The organism is Klebsiella sp. HMSC09D12, from assembly GCF_001808475.1.
In the GTDB taxonomy this organism is placed as follows: domain Bacteria; phylum Pseudomonadota; class Gammaproteobacteria; order Enterobacterales; family Enterobacteriaceae; genus Klebsiella; species Klebsiella oxytoca.
The window spans coordinates 71,421-90,953 of record NZ_KV793476.1 but is presented as its reverse complement, the minus strand read 5'-3'; the positions used below and the strand labels follow the sequence as shown (position 1 = coordinate 90,953).

14 protein-coding genes are annotated in these 19,533 nt (G+C 56.2%); 5 read left to right on the top strand and 9 right to left on the bottom strand.

The window, feature by feature from the left end:
• Nucleotides 1–154: 154 nt before the first annotated feature.
• The gene (gene degP, locus HMPREF3178_RS14015; RefSeq protein ID WP_004107952.1) at nucleotides 155–1,594 is read right to left on the bottom strand and encodes a serine endoprotease DegP; all 1,440 of its coding nucleotides are present in this window, start codon (nucleotides 1,592–1,594) and stop codon (nucleotides 155–157) included.
• A 134-nt stretch (nucleotides 1,595–1,728) separates the two neighbouring features.
• Nucleotides 1,729–3,243 carry a dGTPase gene (dgt, locus tag HMPREF3178_RS14010; RefSeq protein WP_016808888.1) on the bottom strand — a complete coding sequence of 505 codons (1,515 nt, stop codon included), beginning with the start codon at nucleotides 3,241–3,243 and terminating at the stop codon, nucleotides 1,729–1,731.
• Between the two features lie 84 nt (nucleotides 3,244–3,327).
• Here dgt and mtnN point away from each other — a divergent pair, with 84 nt between their 5' ends.
• From mtnN to HMPREF3178_RS13995, 3 genes are all read left to right on the top strand, one after another.
• A complete protein-coding gene (mtnN, locus tag HMPREF3178_RS14005) occupies nucleotides 3,328–4,026 on the top strand; it encodes a 5'-methylthioadenosine/S-adenosylhomocysteine nucleosidase (protein WP_017144949.1) in 699 nt (232 codons plus the stop codon).
• Entirely contained in the window at nucleotides 4,019–4,819 is an 801-nt protein-coding gene (gene btuF / locus HMPREF3178_RS14000) for a vitamin B12 ABC transporter substrate-binding protein BtuF (RefSeq protein WP_070585240.1), read from the top strand. The genes mtnN and btuF overlap by 8 nt, the downstream gene beginning before the upstream one ends.
• A gap of 180 nt (nucleotides 4,820–4,999) precedes the next feature.
• Nucleotides 5,000–5,623, top strand: a complete 624-nt coding sequence (locus HMPREF3178_RS13995) for a TRIC cation channel family protein (protein WP_004107962.1) — start codon at nucleotides 5,000–5,002, stop codon at nucleotides 5,621–5,623.
• Between the two features lie 87 nt (nucleotides 5,624–5,710).
• Here the strand turns inward: HMPREF3178_RS13995 and erpA are convergent, their stop codons facing one another.
• Both erpA and clcA read right to left on the bottom strand, forming a co-directional pair.
• Nucleotides 5,711–6,055, bottom strand: a complete 345-nt coding sequence (erpA, locus tag HMPREF3178_RS13990; RefSeq protein ID WP_004098733.1) for an iron-sulfur cluster insertion protein ErpA — start codon at nucleotides 6,053–6,055, stop codon at nucleotides 5,711–5,713.
• A gap of 81 nt (nucleotides 6,056–6,136) precedes the next feature.
• Nucleotides 6,137–7,555, bottom strand: coding sequence for a H(+)/Cl(-) exchange transporter ClcA (gene clcA / locus HMPREF3178_RS13985; protein WP_032692291.1), 1,419 nt, complete (start codon nucleotides 7,553–7,555; stop codon nucleotides 6,137–6,139).
• Between the two features lie 180 nt (nucleotides 7,556–7,735).
• Here clcA and hemL point away from each other — a divergent pair, with 180 nt between their 5' ends.
• Together hemL and HMPREF3178_RS13975 are read left to right on the top strand one after the other, a co-directional pair.
• A complete protein-coding gene (hemL, locus tag HMPREF3178_RS13980; protein WP_004107964.1) occupies nucleotides 7,736–9,016 on the top strand; it encodes a glutamate-1-semialdehyde 2,1-aminomutase in 1,281 nt (426 codons plus the stop codon).
• 211 nt (nucleotides 9,017–9,227) lie between these two features.
• Nucleotides 9,228–10,157, top strand: a complete 930-nt coding sequence (locus HMPREF3178_RS13975) for an Rpn family recombination-promoting nuclease/putative transposase (RefSeq protein WP_004107966.1) — start codon at nucleotides 9,228–9,230, stop codon at nucleotides 10,155–10,157.
• Nucleotides 10,158–10,217: 60 nt separating this feature from the next.
• Here HMPREF3178_RS13975 and fhuB read toward each other — a convergent pair whose 3' ends face one another.
• The 5 genes from fhuB to mrcB form a co-directional block, all read right to left on the bottom strand.
• Complete coding sequence (gene fhuB, locus HMPREF3178_RS13970) at nucleotides 10,218–12,200, bottom strand: Fe(3+)-hydroxamate ABC transporter permease FhuB (protein WP_053064621.1); 1,983 nt, start codon at nucleotides 12,198–12,200, stop codon at nucleotides 10,218–10,220.
• Nucleotides 12,197–13,087: a Fe(3+)-hydroxamate ABC transporter substrate-binding protein FhuD gene (gene fhuD / locus HMPREF3178_RS13965; RefSeq protein WP_016808882.1), complete on the bottom strand. Its 891-nt coding sequence runs from the start codon at nucleotides 13,085–13,087 to the stop codon at nucleotides 12,197–12,199. The genes fhuB and fhuD overlap by 4 nt, the downstream gene beginning before the upstream one ends.
• The gene (fhuC, locus tag HMPREF3178_RS13960) at nucleotides 13,087–13,884 is read right to left on the bottom strand and encodes a Fe3+-hydroxamate ABC transporter ATP-binding protein FhuC (protein ID WP_004107972.1); all 798 of its coding nucleotides are present in this window, start codon (nucleotides 13,882–13,884) and stop codon (nucleotides 13,087–13,089) included. The genes fhuD and fhuC overlap by 1 nt, the downstream gene beginning before the upstream one ends.
• 45 nt (nucleotides 13,885–13,929) lie before the next feature.
• On the bottom strand, nucleotides 13,930–16,179 hold the full coding sequence (gene fhuA / locus HMPREF3178_RS13955) for a ferrichrome porin FhuA (RefSeq protein WP_016808881.1): 2,250 nt from the start codon (nucleotides 16,177–16,179) through the stop codon (nucleotides 13,930–13,932).
• A gap of 274 nt (nucleotides 16,180–16,453) precedes the next feature.
• On the bottom strand, nucleotides 16,454–19,006 hold the full coding sequence (gene mrcB, locus HMPREF3178_RS13950) for a bifunctional glycosyl transferase/transpeptidase (protein WP_070585238.1): 2,553 nt from the start codon (nucleotides 19,004–19,006) through the stop codon (nucleotides 16,454–16,456).
• Between the last annotated feature and the right edge of the window lie 527 nt (nucleotides 19,007–19,533).

The following is a 19,533-nucleotide window of genomic DNA, read 5'->3' as shown; positions in this document are numbered from 1 at the left end:
GTTGGCAAAACGCCGCATTGTGCATTTGCCCAAAGCCGGGGAGAGAAGTATGGAGTTGTGGAAGATGTCACAGAACCAAAAATGGAACCCTCAGCAGAAAGAAAAAGCCCCTTCCCTCCGCAAGGAGAGAAGGGGCTTTGCAGACGGCGACGAATTACTGCATCAGCAGATAAATAGTCGCATCGCCGCGCTGAATGTTCAGCGCCAGAACAGAGGGCTTGGCATCAAAGATTTTGCGCAGGTCGGCAATATTTTTCACCGGTTGCTGGTTAGCGCCAACGATGATATCGCCTTTTTTCAGGCCAATCTGCGCCGCCGGAGTGCCCGCTTTCACGTTGCTCACCACGACGCCTTTGTCCTGGCCTTTGTTGCTCATTTCCGCACCTTCAATACCGTTGAAGATCGTGCTGGAATCAACCTGATTCTGGTTGCTCTGCTGCAGCTCAACGGTCACCGTCACCGGCTTACCGTCGCGCAGCAGGCCAAGCTCGACTTTGCTGCCGATCGGCATGGTACCCACCTGGGCACGCAGAGCGGCGAAGCTGCTGATCGATTTACCGTTCAGCGTGGTAATCACATCGCCGGCTTTAATGCCCGCCTTAGCGGCGGCCGAGTTTGGCATGACCTGGCTGACGAACGCGCCGCGCTGCGCATCAACTTTCATCGCTTTCGCCAGCTCGGAATTCAGCTCGGTACCCATGATACCCAGCTCACCGCGCTTCACCTGGCCAAACTTAACCATCTGATCGGTCAGGTTTTTCACCATATTGCTCGGAATAGCGAAGCCGATACCAATGTTGCCGCCGTCCGGCGCCAGAATCGCGGTGTTGATACCGATCAGCTCGCCGTTCAGGTTAACCAGCGCGCCGCCGGAGTTACCGCGGTTAATAGCCGCATCGGTCTGGATAAAGTTCTCATAGTTTTCAACGTTCAGGCCGCTACGACCTAACGCGGAGACGATCCCCGAGGTCACGGTTTCGCCCAGACCAAACGGGTTACCGATCGCTACGGTGTAATCGCCGACGCGCAGAGCGTCAGAGTCCGCCAGTTTAATCGCGCTCAGGTTTTTCGGATCCTGAATTTGAATCAGCGCAATATCAGAACGCGGGTCTTTGCCGACGACTTTCGCGTCGAACTTACGGCCATCGCTCAGCTGAACTTTAATGGTTGTCGCGTTATCCACGACGTGGTTGTTGGTGACGACATAGCCTTTAGCGGCATCAATGATGACCCCGGAACCGAGGGCCATAAATTTCTGCTGCTGTCCGCCGTTACCGCCCGGCGCGCCGCCTTGTCCGCCGCCCTGACAGAACGGAGAGCTCTGGAACGGTGAACCATCCTGGCAGAATGGTGAATTATCGCCAAAGAACTGCTGGAAGTTTCGCGGCATCCGCGGCGTATTAACGGTGGTGCTCCCCTCAACGTTAATGCTCACGACCGACGGCATCACTTTTTCCAGCATCGGCGCCAGGCTTGGCATCTGCTGCGCATTAGTTGCCGAAGAAGCTGTTTCCGCCGCGCTCGCAGAGAGAGGGGACAACGCCAGACCTAAACTCAGAGCCAGGGCACTCATTGCTAACGTGGTTTTTTTCATATGTTTCAATCTCGATTTCAGATAACGAATAGTTGCTGTGTAGGTGACTATCAGAGTCATTTTATAGCGCGAAGTTCCGGAATGAAGTTTTGGTAAAAGTAAAAATTTATTGTCCGTCTTTACAAAACTCAGCCTTATTCTACGGCCATCAGGCGACGATATTCATCCCATGCATACAAGTCGGTCATTCCGCTGATATAGTCCTGAATGAGACGACAGCGATAATAATATTCCATCACCGGAAATTCCGGATTACTGCGTGAAATCTTATTTACGGCCTCGACGTAAGCCAGCCGATGGCGAGTCGAAAGTTTCTGGAACAGACGCGAAGCAATCGGTAAACTCCGCACCCGCTCTTTTTCCACCAGCAGACTAAACTCATCGAGCGATAATTTTAGCAACGGCTGGTATATATCTAACAAACCACTAATCACTCGATAACCTTGCAGTTCCAGCTGCTCAACGTCAGGATGGCTAAACACATGTTTTACCGCAACATTTTTGTATAGTTCAAGCAGCTGACTGCAATCGCTATCGTCTTCAAGCAGCGCGTGATTAAAATCGCCGCTGAAAATCTTCTCCAGGTTATCAATAAACCGACGCGCCGCGTACGGTACCAGCCTATTGAGCGTATTCACCCGTAAATACATAAAAAACTGATCTTCAGTGCTGCGACTCAGAGAATTCGCACGCGATTTCTCCCAGGCGTTTTCGACAACTTGATTAAACAAGGAGCCTTTTTCGTGAACCCCCCAGGCCTCATAGAGATGCTGATAAAGCTGCTCTACGCTGAAGATGCGTTTTTCTACCGCATCCTCAAGGTCGGCAACGCAATATGAGATATCATCCGCGGCTTCCATAATCCACGTTAATGGGAATCGATTGTAAGGAGCCAGATCCAGTTCTTTACGCAACCTCGCAACATAGCCTTCTTCGGCTAAATAATAACCAGGTTTCTTCATTAAATAATTGTGGCTGGCCGGCGGTTCCCCGCGCCACCATGCCGGACGGGTATATTTTAAAATACAGCCCACCTGCGCCCAGGTCAGATTCATTCGCATCAGCGTATGCACTAACCGAATGCCCTGCGCATTTCCCTCAAACCAGCACAAATCCTGACGAACCTTACGGCGAAGCTCATTCAGTTGGCTATCGCCTTCCTGCAGGCGCAACGCCGCAACCACGCAGCGATCGTCGGTTAACGGCTGGCTGGCCGCATCGCCGGGAAAAAGCCGCTGGCTGAACCAATCGTTAATCGCCGCCTCGCCAAAATGACCAAATGGCGGATTGCCGATATCGTGCATCAGGCAGGCCATTTCAACAATGCTCTCAAACGGCCCGGTGAGCTCATCCAGCCCGTAGCGTTCGAGCAGCTTCTGCTCTTTCAGCCGGCTCAGCACCTCTTTAGCGATATAGCGGCCCACCTGCTGAACTTCCAGGGAGTGGGTCAACCGCGTACGCACCGCAGCGTTGCGCTCCAGTGGGAAAACCTGAGTTTTTTGCTGCAGCCGGCGGATCGCCGGCGAGTTAATGATGCGCCCGCGATCGCTTTCGAAAATTCGCAGGATTTCTCGCTCCGTCTCAACGCCCTGCGGTGAACGGTAGCGGCGACGCCAGTTAATCTTGTTGCGAAAATCGATCTTAGCCATGATCTCCTCCGAGCGAGCAATAACGTTTCCTTCTAAGCGCATGATAGACTATGCCGCTAAAACCCACACATCGCGAGTAAATCTATGAAAATCGGCATTATTGGCGCAATGGAAGAGGAAGTTACCCTTCTGCGCGACAAAATCGACAACCGCCAGACTATCACTATCGGCGGCAGCGAAATCTACACCGGCCAGCTTCAGGGTATTGACGTCGCTCTGTTGAAATCGGGTATCGGCAAAGTTGCCGCCGCCATGGGCGCGACCCTGTTGATGGAACACTGTAAGCCGGATGTGATTATCAACACCGGTTCTGCGGGCGGTCTGACATCAACCCTGAAGGTCGGCGACATCGTCGTTTCCGACGAAACGCGCTATCACGATGCGGACGTTACCGCGTTTGGCTATGAGTATGGTCAGCTGCCGGGCTGTCCGGCCGGTTTCAAAGCCGATGAGAAGCTGATTGCCGCCGCAGAGACCTGCATCAAAGCGCTCAACCTTAACGCGGTACGCGGGCTCATCGTCAGCGGCGATGCTTTCATCAATGGTTCCATTGGTCTCGCAAAAATCCGTCACAACTTCCCGCAGGCCGTCGCGGTAGAAATGGAAGCCACGGCCATCGCGCACGTCTGCCACAACTATGGCGTACCTTTTGTAGTCGTTCGCGCCATCTCCGATGTTGCCGATCAGCAGTCGCATCTCAGCTTCGACGAGTTTCTCGCCGTTGCCGCGAAACAATCCACCCTGATGGTGGAAAACCTGGTGCAGCACCTGGCCCGTGGCTAAGTCGTTTATAACGGCGCTTGCCGCCCTGCTGCTGCTCGCCCCGGCGTGGCTTTTCGCCGCGCCGCGGGTGGGGACGCTCTCTCCCGCCAATACAGAACTGGCGTTTGCCGCCGGCATTACGCCAGTTGGCGTCAGCAGTTATTCCGATTATCCCCCTGAAGCCGCAAAGATAGAGCAGGTCTCCAGCTGGCAGGGGATGAATCTGGAACGTATCGTCGCCCTCAAGCCCGACCTGGTGCTGGCCTGGCGCGGCGGTAACGCTGAGCGGCAGGTCAATCAGCTAAGCTCGCTCGGGATAAAAGTCATCTGGGTCGAAACGTCGACCATTGAAGACATTATCGCGACGCTTCGCCAGCTGGCGCAGTGGAGCCCGCAGCCGGAAAAGGCGCAGCAGGCGGCGCAGAATATGCAAAGTGAGTACCAGAAGCTGAAAGCCCGCTATGCCAACGTGCCGAAAAAACGCGTTTTTTTACAGTTCGGCGCCAACCCTCTCTTTACGACCAGCAAAGGCTCGATTCAGGATCAGGTTCTGACGCTGTGCGGGGGAGAAAACATTTTTGCCGCCAGCCGGGTTCCCTGGCCGCAGGTTAGCCGTGAACAGGTGCTGGCAAGGCAGCCGCAGGCTATCGTTATCGCCGGCGATGCCAGTAAACTTCCCGCCGTTGAGCGCTATTGGCAGAATCAGCTAAAAATTTCTTTTATTGCGCTACATGGCGACTGGTTTGAACGCGCGAGCCCACGTATTATCCTCGCCGCAAAACAACTCTGTACTGCGCTCGAACAGGTAAAATAATCACCTGATAACCCAGGTGCTCAGAACCTATCCCACCAGGCGCTATTGTTGCAGACAGTCTGGAACACAGCGAGGAACAACCGCAGCGTATACGCTGTACGTGAGGTTCGTCAGCGCTGACCAGGGTCAAACTGGCAAATGAAATAGCCTGATGGGGTAGACTATAAGTGGGAACTGACGATGCTTGTCTATTGGCTGGATATTATTGGCACCGCCGTGTTTGCCATCTCTGGCGTCCTGCTGGCTGGAAAGCTGCGCATGGACCCTTTCGGCGTGCTGGTATTAGGCGTGGTGACCGCAGTGGGCGGCGGAACCATTCGTGATATGGCCCTTGCTAACGGCCCGGTATTTTGGGTTAAAGATCCTACCGATCTGGTAGTGGCCATGGTCACCAGCATGCTGACTATCCTGCTGGTGCGCCAGCCGCGTCGGTTACCTAAATGGGTGTTGCCGGTACTGGACGCCGTCGGCCTGGCAGTATTTGTCGGGATCGGCGTCAACAAAGCCTTCCTTGCTCATAGCGGACCGCTGGTGGCCATCTGCATGGGCGTCGTCACCGGCGTCGGCGGAGGGATTATTCGCGACGTGCTGGCGCGCGAAATCCCGATGATTCTGCGTACGGAAATCTACGCGACCGCCTGCATCGTTGGCGGTATCGTACACGCAACGGCGCACTACACCTTCCAGGTTCCGTTAGAAAACGCGGCGATGTCAGGGATGGTGGTTACGCTGGTGATTCGGCTGGCGGCAATCCGCTGGCACCTGAAGCTGCCAACGTTTGCACTTGATGAGAATGGACGGTAATAAAAGCAAAACGGTAACCTGAACGTTACCGTTTTTAATGTTTGCTCCCTCTCCCTGTGGAAGAAGGGGCTCACGATCGCACTATCTTTAGACGCTGAATGAGGAGCCGCAGCCGCAGGTGCTTTTCGCATTCGGGTTGGTCACGATAAAACGCGAACCTTCCAGTCCCTCGGTATAATCGACGGCGCCGCCGACCAGATACTGCAGGCTCATTGGGTCAACCACCAGGCCGACGCCCTGCTTCTCGATAGTCATATCGCCTTCGTTAACCTGATCGTCAAAGGTGAAGCCGTACTGGAAACCGCTGCAGCCACCGCCGGTGATGTACACGCGCAGTTTCAGGTTCGGATTGTCTTCATCCGCAATCAGGTCTTTTACTTTAATCGCTGCGGCTTCGGTAAACTCCAGCGGCAACGCTACGTCATCACTCATTTTATGCTCCCATTGATACTTCTGACCGGTTAAAGAATAACCCGACCTTTTGAGCCATTATCTAATACCCGAGTAAATCGTTCAAGTATTCTCCCCGCCGACAGGCTGCGCCCTGGCTTCCTGTTCCGCTTTTTGTTTTGCGAGAGTACGCTGCAGAATAGTCGAGTATAAAGGCTTACCGCCGAGGAATTGTGCCAATAGTGTTGCGCCGAGGCAGGTAATAATCATTGGCAAAATGAGCTGATAATTATCGGTCATCTCCAGCACCAGCACGATACCGGTCAACGGCGCCCGGACCGAGGCGGCAAGCAGCGCCCCCATACCGGCAATGGCAAAGGTTCCCGCATCCAGATGATACGCCGGAAACAGCGGCGTCGCTGCCATACCAAACGCCGTACCCAGCAGCGTCCCCAGAGCCAGCATCGGGGCAAAAATTCCGCCCGGCGCGCCGGAAGAGAAGCAGAGCAGCGTGGTAATCACCCTCGCGATAAAAATAAATAGCAGCAGGCCAACGGAAAAATTGCCCGCCGCGGCGATGGGGATCAGGTTAAATCCGCCGCCGGACGCTGCCGGCTGAATCAGTCCCAGCACGCCGCAGCTACCGCCGATCAGGCCGCCAATCAGCACCCATTTCTTGATGTTGCCGCCGTGAATCCGCTGGAACATATCCTGGGTACGCAGCACCAGCGTATTAAATAACGGACCCACGCAGCCAAAAATCATCCCAAGGATCAAATACAGCCACAGCGTGTTGACCGGCGCATTGCTGAGCTTACCGACCTCGATAACCGCTTTATCGCCATTGAAGATACGGAAAACGATGGTTGCCATAATCACGCCGGTAAACACGGCTTTAATGGAGATCAGGTTGTAGCGAAACTGCGGGCGCATCTCTTCAATAATAAACAGAATCCCGGCCAGCGGCGCGTTAAAAGCGGCGGAGAGCCCCGCGGCGGCGCCGGTCGCCAGAAGCGTATGACGCGCTTCCGGACTGCGCATGCGGAAGACGTCCACCACCATGCGCCCAAGATTGCCCCCAAGCTGCACCATCGGCCCTTCGCGCCCCAGCACCATCCCCGCGCCCAACGTGCCCATGCCGCCGATAAACTTCACCGGCAGCACGCGCCACCAGCGAACGGGACGCAATTCCTCCAGCGCGCCTTCAATTTCCGGGATCCCGGAGCCGCCTGCTTCCGGCGCAAAACGACGGACGAGGAAATAGCCCACCATCGCCAGCAAAGCGGAGAGGATAAAAGCCAGCGGCCAGACCAGAAACCAGTGGTCTGCCACCTCTACCAGCGCGCCAATGCGCACGTTTTGCACCCAGTTGACGCTTTTCTCAAACGCGACGCCAACCAGCCCCGCCAGCGTTCCGACAACGGCCGCCATCAATAACACCGCCAACGGCGTTTTATCACGCTGAATCAACCGACGCACGGCATCGCTGCGGCGAACGCGTACGAACTGATGTGCTGAAGAAGAGGGATTTTCTGCTTTCATGCCATTATCAATGATTAGTAATACAAATAGAAAGAAGGGCATTCTAGCCAACCGGACAGGCTCCGTCGTCAAAAAAATGCGCTGCGCCCCCATTGTTTCAATTGGGCAAAACTTTCATAACCTTCCTGGAATAACTTAGAATAGTCGACAAAACATTTTTCACGAACCAGGACTCCGGTAATGAGCAAATCTGAAAATCTGTATAATGCTGCGCGTGAACTTATCCCCGGCGGCGTGAACTCTCCGGTACGCGCCTTCACCGGCGTCGGCGGCACACCGCTGTTTATTGAGCGCGCCGACGGCGCATATCTCTACGACGTCGATGGTAAAGCGTATATCGATTATGTCGGCTCCTGGGGCCCAATGGTGCTGGGCCATAACCATCCGGCAATCCGCAATGCGGTTATTGAAGCTGCTGAGCGCGGCCTGAGCTTTGGCGCGCCAACGGAGATGGAAGTTAAAATGGCGGCGCTGGTCACCGAACTGGTCCCGACCATGGATATGGTCCGGATGGTGAACTCCGGTACCGAAGCCACTATGAGCGCCATCCGCCTGGCGCGTGGCTTTACCGGTCGCGACAAAATTATCAAGTTCGAAGGCTGCTACCACGGTCACGCCGACTGTCTGCTGGTGAAAGCCGGTTCAGGTGCGCTGACGCTTGGCCAGCCGAACTCGCCGGGCGTGCCGGCGGATTTCGCCAAACACACCCTGACCTGCACCTATAACGATCTGGCCTCGGTCCGCGCTGCGTTCGAACAGTATCCACAGGATATTGCCTGCATCATCGTTGAGCCGGTGGCCGGTAATATGAACTGTATTCCACCGCTGCCGGAGTTTCTGCCGGGCCTGCGCGCGCTGTGCGACGAATTCGGCGCGCTGCTGATTATTGATGAAGTCATGACCGGCTTCCGCGTGGCGCTGGCGGGCGCGCAGGATTACTACGGCGTGGTGCCGGATTTGACCTGCCTTGGCAAAATCATCGGCGGCGGTATGCCGGTTGGCGCATTCGGCGGTCGCCGCGAGGTGATGGATGCCCTTGCTCCGACCGGCCCGGTTTACCAGGCAGGTACCCTCTCCGGCAACCCCATCGCCATGGCGGCAGGTTTCGCCTGCTTAAGCGAAGTGGCGCAGCCCGGCGTACATGAGACGCTAACTGAACTCACCAACCAGCTGGCACAGGGCCTGCTGGACGCCGCTCGCGATGCCGGTATTCCGCTGGTGGTGAATAACGTCGGCGGCATGTTTGGCATTTTCTTTACCGATGCGCCAAGCGTGACCTGCTACCAGGACGTGGTGAAGTGCGATGTAGAACGGTTTAAACGCTTCTTCCACCTGATGCTGGAAGAGGGCGTCTACCTGGCGCCGTCGGCGTTTGAAGCGGGCTTTATGTCTATTGCTCATAGCGAAGAGGATATCGACAATACCGTCGCCGCAGCGCGTAACGCCTTCGCGAAGCTGTAACCCTGATTGCCGGGACTGCCCAGTCCCGGCAATATCTCTGTCATCTCGCCGCAAAGCCTCAATTTGCGTGGGTTCACGCATAACAATCTGCAAGCGCGATCGCTTCGAAAGATTGTCATCATCACGCCTCGTAGAAGTCAAAATCGTCAGCGGACAAAATGAAGCCCGAAGCCGATGCTGAGCGCAAAATTAGCCGCAGGGATCGCTCAGGATGACAACGCAATCTTCTCCCACCCCGCATGATGCTATCTTCAAACAGCTACTGGCGCATACCGACACAGCCAGAGACTTTATCGATATCCATCTTCCGGCAGATCTGCGCGCGCAGTGCGATCTCAATACGCTACAGCTGGAATCAGGTAATTTTATTGAGGAAGACCTGCGCGCCTACTATTCCGACGTGCTGTACTCTTTGAAAATCAATAATAAGACCGGCTATATCCACGTACTTATTGAGCATCAAAGCTCGCCGGACAAACAGATGGCGTTTCGCCTGATGCGCTATGCCGTCGCCGCAATGCAGCGCCATCTGGAAGCGGGAAATACGCATCTTCCACTGGTGGTTCCCATTCTTTTTTATCAGGGCAAAACCTCGCCCTATCCCTTCACGATGAACTGGTACAGCCTGTTCGACTCGCCGGAGTGGGCAAAAATAATCTATAACCGCCCTTTTCCGCTGGTCGATATCACGGTGATCCCTGACGACGCGATTATGCAGCACCGGCGCATTGCGATACTGGAGCTCCTGCAGAAACATATTCGGCAACGGGATCTCATGCTTCTGCTGGAGCAATTGGGGGCCCTGCTGAACACGGGATATACTACCGCCGAACAGCTAAAAGTGTTATTTAGCTACATGGGGCAGCGCGGTTATACCGCAAACCCTAAGGCTTTTTTCAATGGACTGGTAAGTCATATACCGCAGGAGGAGTCAATGGAAACGCTGAACGAATGGCTGGAAAAAAACGGCAAAGAGCTTTTTATTGAATGGGGCATTGAAAAAGGTGAAGCAAAGGCCCGACTAAAAATTGCTAACCGGATGCTGGAAAACGGAATGGAACAGTCGCTGGTCATCCAGCTCACCGAATTAACGGAAAGCGAAATCAAACAGCTGCAGGACGCCGCTATAAATCCGGCCTGAATACGTACAAAAGCGACTTATCACATCGCGATGCCCGCCGGGCATCGCGATGATGAAAAGCTACCGACTCTGCTTTCTCAACAGATAGATAAAGTACGGCGCGCCGATAAACGTCGACAGCAATCCCGCCGGGATCTGATACGGAAACATCAGCATCCGGCCGCACCAGTCGGCGAACACCAGCAGCACCCCGCCAATCAGGCCGGAGATCGCCATATGCGGCATCGTACGCCGGAATCCCATCATACGCGCAATATGCGGCGCCATTAATCCCACGAAGCTGAGGGGGCCAATCGTTAGCGTTGCGGCCGCGGTCAAACATGCCGCCAGCAGCAGTAGCCCGATACGTGACGGCGTCAGCGCCATGCCGACCGCCTTCGCCGCCTCGCCGCCCAGCGGCAGAATCGTCAGCCAGCGACGGCAAAATGGCGTCAGCGTAAGCAGAACAAGCATCACCGCGCCGCTGCGCATCACGAGTTCCGGCGTGGCGCTGTAGGTTGAGCCGGAAATCCACGTCAGGATCTGCGCCATTCGCGGATCGCCGCTGGCCTGCAGCATCATCAGCAGCATGGTAAACGCCGTGCTCAGCGCCATCCCTGCCAGCAGCATGCGATGCGGCGAGAACCCGCCGCGTCCGGCGGCAATCAGGATGATCAGCAGCGTCGCCGCCGCTCCGAGGCTACCGGCGGGCAGCAGCCAGCCAAAGGCATTTCCCGGCACAAAGAACAGCATCACCACCACGCCAAACGCCGCGCCTGAGCTGATGCCGAGCACTTCCGGACTGGCCATCGGATTACCGGTCAAACGCTGGATAATGCAGCCCGCTACCGCCAGCATTACGCCAGCGAACAGCGCCGCCAGAATGCGCGGCCAGCGCCAGGGCATTAGCTCATCCAGTAGCGTACCGCTGGCCCAGTGCCAGCCCTGCGCATCGCGGCCGAAAGCCAGCGCAGCGACGATGGCCAGCAGCAGCAGCGCCAGCCCGCCCAGCGCGAACCACAGCACATGTTGCCGTTCAGCCTGCACCCTGGCGCCACCGTTCATCACCGGCGCGCTAATGCTGCGCAGGCGCGGCAGCAGCCATAGCAGCAGCGGCGCGCCAATCAGGGCGGTTACCGAACCGGTGGAGACTTCCATCCACACCCGGGCCAGCCAGAGGATAACCTGATCGGAGAGCCACAGCAGCAGCGCGCCAATCAGCGCCGCCAGCAGCAAGCGCGATAGCAGACGACGAGCGCCCAGCATCTTCGCCAGCAGCGGCGCGAACAGGCCGATAAAGCCAATAATCCCCACCGCATTCACCAACAGGGCGCTGATGACAATCGCCAGGGTCAACGCCCCCAGCCGTGCCAGCGAGAGCGCCAGTCCGAGGTTGCGCGCCACGCCGTCGTCCAGCCCCATCAGGGTCAGCGGACGCAGCAGCAGCAGCGTTAAAATGGCTCCGCCCAGCAGCTGCGGCCACAGTCGCTGCGCCACGCTCCAGTCGGTCTGGGTCAGGGTTCCGGTGCTCCACAGGAACATACTTTGCAGCTGATCGTGATGGAAGATCGCCATCAGTTGATTAAGCGCGCCGCAGTACAGGCTGACTACCAGCCCAGCCAGAATCAACGTCACCGGCGAGAGGCGTTTGCCCCACGACACACCAAACACCAGCGCGCCGACAATGCACGCCCCGGCAAGCGCGGCGAACTGCGACGCCAGCACGCCAGGGATCGCCCACAGCGTGGTGACCGTCATGCCCAGCTGCGCCCCGGTCGCTACGCCGAGCGTCGTCGGTTCCGCCAGCGGGTTACGTAGCACCTGCTGGAACAGCACGCCCACCAGCCCCAGCCCGGCGCCGACGAGCAACGATATAACCAGCCGCGGCAGCAGGCTGTAGTGGAACAGCATCTGAGCGATATTATCGATATTAGGCTGCCACAGCGCCTGCCCCCATTCGCTTCGCGGCAGCACCACGTTGAGGTTGAACAGCGTCAGCGCAGCAGCGACGATAAGCAGAGTTAACAGCAGAGATGTCGCCAAAGGCGAAATACGCGATCTCACACCGGGCCCCCCTGAGCGTCGGCCAGCACGCGGGCAAAATGCATCGCCGATAGCGTCGCGCCATAGAACCACACCGCCGGGACGCGCTGAAAACGCCCTGCGCGAACAAACGGCATCGCTTGCCACAGCGGCGTCGCCGTGAGCTGCGCCATCTCCCGCGCATTGCCGTGATCGAAGCAGATAACGTCGGCATCTCTGTAGGCCGCCAGCCGGTCAATACCGACGGTGACGCTGCCCCAGAAGGTGGTCTCGCCCTGCCAGGCATTTTTGATGGCAAAGCGGTCGAGCACTTCCTGGAACAGACAGTTCTGCGCAAAGACCAGCACGTGGCGGGTATCAAGCAGGGTAATCATCAGCAGCGGGCGATCGCCGCGGCGGGCAAAGCGCGGACGCAGGCTCTCCATCAGCGCGTCAAATTCCGCCAGATGGCGCTTCGCTTCCTGCTGCCTGCCGATCAGGTCAGCCATTTCGCTAAGCGACTGCTGAGCCATCATCAGCGGACGCTTGCCGTCGCTGAAGGTGAATCCTCGTCCGGGCGCAATACGCGCCAGCTTTTCCGCCGCCGGGCCGTACCCTGCCGACCAGACCAGAAACGACGGCTTCATCTGCGTCAGCAGCTCCAGATTGGGTTCGGTGCGCAGCCCAACATCAATCACCGAATCAGGCAGCGCCGGTTCATTGACCCACAGCCTGTAGTTAGGGATATCGGCAACGCCGTAGGGCGTGACGCCCAACGCCAGCAGCAGCTCTACCGGCAGCCATTCGAGCGCGACAATACGCTGCGGATCAACTTCCGCCGCCCGCGCGCCGCGCATCTGCCACAGCAGCGGCGACAGCGCCATCGCGGTCAGCAGGCGCCGCCGCGTGATGAGTGTGAGGTTTTCCATCAATAGACAAAACTTACCGGCGCTGCGCCAGCCGGATGCGGCAGGATCCCCATCGGGATACCGTAAATTTGTTCCAGAGTTTCGCTGCGCATCAGCTCCGCGGGCGTTCCCTGAGCGATCATTTCACCGCCGCGCAGCGCAACCAGATAGTCGCAGTAGCGCGCCGCCATATTGATATCATGCAGTACGGCGATCACCGTCAGCCCGCGCTGCTGGCTCAGGCGATGAACCAGCGCCAGCACATCCACCTGGTGGGCGATATCCAGCGCCGAGGTGGGTTCATCGAGCAGCAGGCAGCGGCTATCCTGGGCCACCAGCATGGCAATCCACGCGCGCTGGCGTTCGCCGCCGGAGAGGCTGTCCACCAGTCGATGGGCCAGCGGTTTTAGCCCGACCAGCGCAATCGCCTCTTCCACTTTTTCCCGGTCCGCCGCGCCAAAACGCCCCAGAGCCCCGTGCCACGGGTAGCGGCCGATAGCCACCAGTTCGCGCACCGTCATGCCTTCCGCCGGGGGCAACTGCTGCGGCAGATAAGCCACCTTGCGGGCAAAGGCTTTACTGCCCCAGCTATCGAGCGGCTGACCGTCAAGCAAAACCTCCCCGTCCGAAGGCGGCTGATGGCGGCCAAGCATTTTCAGCAGCGTCGATTTGCCGGAGCCGTTATGGCCAATCAGGCCCGTGACTTTTCCCGCCGGGAAGGTTAACGACAGAGGATGCAGCAGCGTTCGGCCGGGCACGCGGAAGGTCACGCGGTCCAGTGAAAACGTCGTATCGGAGTGCGGAATGTTTTCCTGCATAACGGAACCTGGTAAGAGGCGCGGCGAACCGCGCCCGTTAAGTGGTTAGAAACGGAAAGTCGCGGTCGCCACAACCTGACGCTCAGCGCCCCAGAAGCAGCCATAAGTATTAAAGCAGCTTGCCACATACTCTCGGTCAAACAAGTTGTTCACGTGAAGCGCCACGTTAGAACCTGCCATACCCAAGCGGGCCAGGTCATAACGGACTAATGCATCAACAACCGTGTAACTACCCACCTTGAAGGAGTTCGCTGGATCGCCATAGCTGGAGCCAGTGAAACGTGCGCCAGTACCCAATGTCAGTCCAGATAGCGGGCCGTTAAATAAAGTGTAGTCCCCCCACAGGGATGCCATATGCTTTGGCACTTGAGCCGGCGTATTACCTTTGTAGGAGGTATCCGTAGTGTATTGCGCATCGGTATAGGTATAAGAACCGACAACGTTGACGCTAGCGGAAAGCGCAGCTTTGGCTTCAATCTCTACGCCGCGCGAGCGAATTTCACCACCTTCAACCGAGAAGAACGAACCTGCAGGATCGGCCATCAGGTTATTGGTTTTGGTCAACTGATAAAGGGCACCGGTAATGACAATAGGACGATCGTTGGGTACGTATTTCACACCAGCTTCGTACTGTTTGCCTTTAGATGGAGCAAAAACATTACCGCTTGCACCGGTCTGCGAGGCTGGCTCAAACGATTCGCTATAGCTGAAATAAGGCGTTATACCATTATCGAACAGGTAGTTAACACCACCGCGCCAGGTAAATTGTTTATCATTTCTGGAACTCTGCGTCGCGGTAACACGGTTGAGCGAATCCTGCTTCGCCCAGTCATAACGCCCCCCCAGAGTAACCAGCACTTTTTCCCACTGCGCCTGGTCTTGTACGTAAAGACCAGTCTGTTTCTGTTTATTCAGCACTTGATAAGCACCTGATGGCCCAGGGTGCGAACCAAAATCAAAATCGCTGCGATCAAGATTATAGATATCGGATGGCGTCACTGAACCCGCATAGCCAAACCAGGAATCGATATCGTTACGCATCCGCATGAAATCAACGCCAGTCAGCAGGATATGATCTACTGAGCCGGTCGCGAACTTGCTTTGCAACTGGGTATCGACAGAGAAATTCTGTAATTTTTCATTATCAATTACGTACTGTCGGGTCAGCGTATGGCCCCATTGTGACTGAGGAACACTGGCGCAAGGGCTGGTGGCTGGGTTGCTCGAATAAAGCGGGTCAGAACACATCCCATAGCCGTAGACACTGTTCTGCGAAACTTTATTTTGCGCGTAACGTAGGTTCTGGCGCACGGTAAAGGTATCGTTGAATTCGTGGTCAAAGCTATAGCCAACCATTTTCTCATTACGCGAGTAAGTGTTGTTGTTGGCGCCTTCGTTGAAGTCGGTTGGGAGACGATTACCGTTCGGTAACGGTGACACCGTTCCCTCTTTCGGCAACCAGCCGTAGTACCCGGTCTCCGGTTCATTCTGAAAATAGGAGAGGAACGTAAAGTTGGTTTTATCATCCGGGCGCCAGCTAAAAGCGGGTGCAATCGCGTAACGTTGCTCCTCAGCGCCTTTCTGCTGAGCATTGGCAGAGCGCGCCAACCCAGTCAGGCGATAAGAATAAACGCCGTCCTCGTCAATCGCATCGCTGAAGTCAAATCCGGTCTGCCATAGGTTATCGGTACCCATTTTAAACTGGACTTCTTTTAGCGGTTCCGTTGTAGGACGCTTGCTGACCATATTCAGCAAACCACCCGGGCTGCTCTTTCCGTAAAGTACGGAAATCGGACCGCGCATGACTTCCGCACGCTCCAGCATATAGGGATCAATCACCGCGTCATTATAGAAGTTCCCCTGCATTTTCAGGCCATTCAGAAAGTTATTCTGGCTTTGGCCATCAGCAGCGAAACCGCGGATGATCAGATAGTCGTAAGTATTAGAGGCGCCACGCGTTCCCACGGCAACACCAGGTGTATAGCTCAATGCTTCTTTAACGGACTTTGGTTGATGTAGCGCCATTTCCTCAGCGGTCACCACGGAAATAGACTGTGGCACCTTTTGAATAGGAGTATCTGTTTTGGTACCGGTGGCCGATTGTCGCGCCGCGATGGTCGCTGCCGGTCCCCAGGCGCTCTCCTGCGGAGCCGGAGCGGCGGTTACGGTAATGGTTTCTTCTTTCGGTTCAACTGCCGCCTGTGCATAAACAGACATGCCGCTAACCGCCGTGGCTACTACAGCTGCGATTTTACGCAGCGAGTGATTTGGCTGAGCAGTTTTAAGACGCGCCATGGGTATATCTCTGATAGAAGTGAATGATAACGTAAACGAGAATTATTATTATAACGGCTGACATAATAGGCGAAACGAGCGCGGCAAGGCAAGAAATATGCCCCCTGCGGGCTATCAAAGGATGAATAAATAACCAGACGGTAATTGTGGGGTTATAAGGCTGTTAATTAATTTACAGATATAAAAAGGCCCTCTAATACTGAGGTATTAGAGGGCCACTATTCCTGCACCCACTCAACCAACAAGGCGCCGGCTTTCAGGATGCAACGACGAGTTAATTACCGCCGAACATATCTTTAATCCAGCCCGCTACGCCATCGCTCTTCTCCTGCTTCGGCGGTTGCTGCTGATTTTGCTGCTGTTGCGGCTGTTGCCCGGACTGATTGAACGGATTATTCGCCTGCTGCTGCTGGAGCTGCTGCTGTTGAATCAGTTCGCCCTGGCGACAAAGCGCGTCCGGCGAGGTCGTCCATACCGGAAGCGAACGCATGCCGCCGCTGCAGACAAAGTTACCGCTGCTATCGACGCCCATATCCACCACATCTTCCGGCGGAGTCAGGACCAGCGGAGTCGGCGTCTGGTTAGCCAGATAGCGCTGGTAAATCGACATTGCGCCGCTGGCGCCGTACAGCTTAGTCGGCTGGTTATTATCGCGTCCCACCCAGGTAATGGTCACCTGACCGCCGTCAATACCGGCAAACCAGGTATCAACGTTGTTGTTGGTGGTCCCGGTTTTACCCGCCAGATGCAGGCCCGGATACTTCGCGCCCAGCTGACGACCGGTACCGCGCTGCACCACCTGCTGCATAGTCCAGAGCGTCATATAAGCCGCCTGCGCCGATACCGCCCGTTCCGCCTGCGGATAGCTTTGATAGAGTACGGTACCATCTTCAGCGATCACCGAACGCAGCGCTGACAGCGGCGCGCGGTTGCCACCGCTGGCAATGGTCTGGAACGCCTGCGCCACTTCAATCGGCGTCAGGTTCAGCGCCCCCAGCAGCATAGAAGGAACCGCATTCAGCTGATTCCTGGGCGCGCCCAGTTTAGTCCAGGTATCAACCACCGCCGGCAGGCCCAGCGCCATCCCGAGATTCACCGTCGGCACGTTCATTGAACGCGTCAGCGCGTCAACCAGCATCACCTTCCCGCTCTCGCTGTAGCGACGATCGTCGTTCTGCGGCGACCATGTCTGGCCGTTAGACAGACGAATCGAGATAGGCGCATCGGCGATCCAGGTATTTAGACGATACTGATTCGGCTGACTTAGCGCGGTCAGATAGGTCGCCGGTTTTGCCAGCGAGCCAATCGAACGGCGCGCCTGCATTGCGCGGTTATAGCCAGCAAACTGCGGCTCCGCCCCGCCGACCATCGCCCGTACTTCGCCGGTGAAGCGGTCGACAACCACCATCGCGGTTTCCAGATCCGGTAGCTTACGCTGTTTCTTCAGCGCCGGAATACCCTCTATCGCCGCTTTTTCCGCCGCATCCTGCGCCACGGAATCGAAGGTGGTAAAGATCTTCACGCCGGAGAGATCTTTGACTTTATCGCCCAGTTTCGCCTGCAGCTCCTGACGCACCATCTGCATAAACGCCGGCTGCGGAGAGATCACCCCACCGCGCGGCTGTACGCCCAGCGGACGCGCGCTGAGCATGTCATACAGCTCCTGATCGATAACCTGCTGCTGCTGCAGAAGACGCAGCACGAGGTTGCGTCGCTCCAGCGCCAGCTTCGGGTTACGCCACGGGTTGTAAACCGACGCGCCTTTTACCATCCCCACCAGCAGCGCCTGCTGATCGAGGCTGAGCTCTTCCACCGGACGACCAAAGTAATAGAGGCTCGCCAGCGGGAAGCCGCGGATCTCGTTATCGCCGCTCTGACCGAGGTACACCTCGTTCATGTACAGCTCAAGGATACGATCCTTGCTGTAGCGGGCATCGACGATCAGCGCCATATAGGCTTCGTTAATCTTGCGCCAGTACGAACGTTCGCTGGAGAGGAACAGGTTCTTCACCAGCTGCTGGGTCAGCGTACTCGCCCCCTGCACCGTACGACCGGCGGTCAGGTTAGCCAGCACCGCACGGCCAATGGAGTAAAGGCTGATGCCGTCGTGTTCGTAAAAATGGCGGTCTTCCGTCGCCAGCAGAGTATCCACCAGCAGATCCGGGAAGCCGTTGCGCTTCACAAACAGACGCTGTTCGCCGTTAGCCGATTGCAGCATAGTGATCAGGCGCGGATCGAGACGGAAGAAACCGAACTGGCGGTTATTATCCATGTTCTCGATGGTGTCGAGACGATCGCCATTAAAGGTCAGACGCGCGCGCACCTGGCCTTCTTTACTGTCCGGGAAATCGAACGGACGGCGGATCATCTCGATACTGTTGGCCTGTACCGTATATTCCCCCGGACGCGTCATCGCGCTCACCTGGCGATACTGCGTCGCGTTGAGCAGGCGCACCATTTCGTTTTTGCTGATCTGCATATCCGGCTCAAGGTTGACCATCCGGCCATAAACCGCCGCGGGCAGATCCCAGACTTTCCCGTCAATGCGGCTGCGGATTTTCTGGTCAAGGTAGACGCCATAGGCGGCAATCAATACCGCACAGACGACCCCAATTTTAATCAGCAGCCACAGCCAGGTGCGTTTACGACGAGGGGGTTTACCGCCTTTGCCTTTTCCTTTCCTCGGCATCGGTTTTTCATCCTCATAGTCATCATCGTAATCGTCGTCGTAGTCCTCTTCCCGAACCCGACGGCGAGTTACCTTTTGTTTTGCCTGGCGCGAGGGTCTCCCCTTACGTCCGATCGGCTCGCGGTCATCTCCCGCCATGCTTTTTCTCCGCAACTTACAGGCGTAAAGGCCTGATTCTCAATGTTTCCCCGGATGGGGGAAAGAAGAAATCTCTCAAATTGCCGCCCGAAGGTGTTGTTTTTCAGGCAACCATTTATGGACTACGCGACGCATTATCATGTCGCTCGCATGATTTTCACTTTAAAAATTCACCATACAAATCACATTGTTACACGCTTCATCGACAGAATTATTCGGGACACGGAACGGATTGTCCAGGGAATACAGGATAGCACTAAACCGCGACATTCTTAACCAGCATTTTACATCCTCGCCGGACAACCTCAGGGAAATTGTGATGTTTTTTAACAACATAAAAATGTGCGCCCGTAACCTTCTGCTGGCCGCAGAAACAAACCGAAGCAGTAAGGCCGGAAAATATTATTTCCGCCGGAAAACAGAAACGACCCAGATGAAAGAAAATGAGATTTAAAAGAGCGCAATGATAAAAACGCGAGCCACTTAACATTTATAATTTGGCAGATTTTCTGATGACTGCCGAAAAA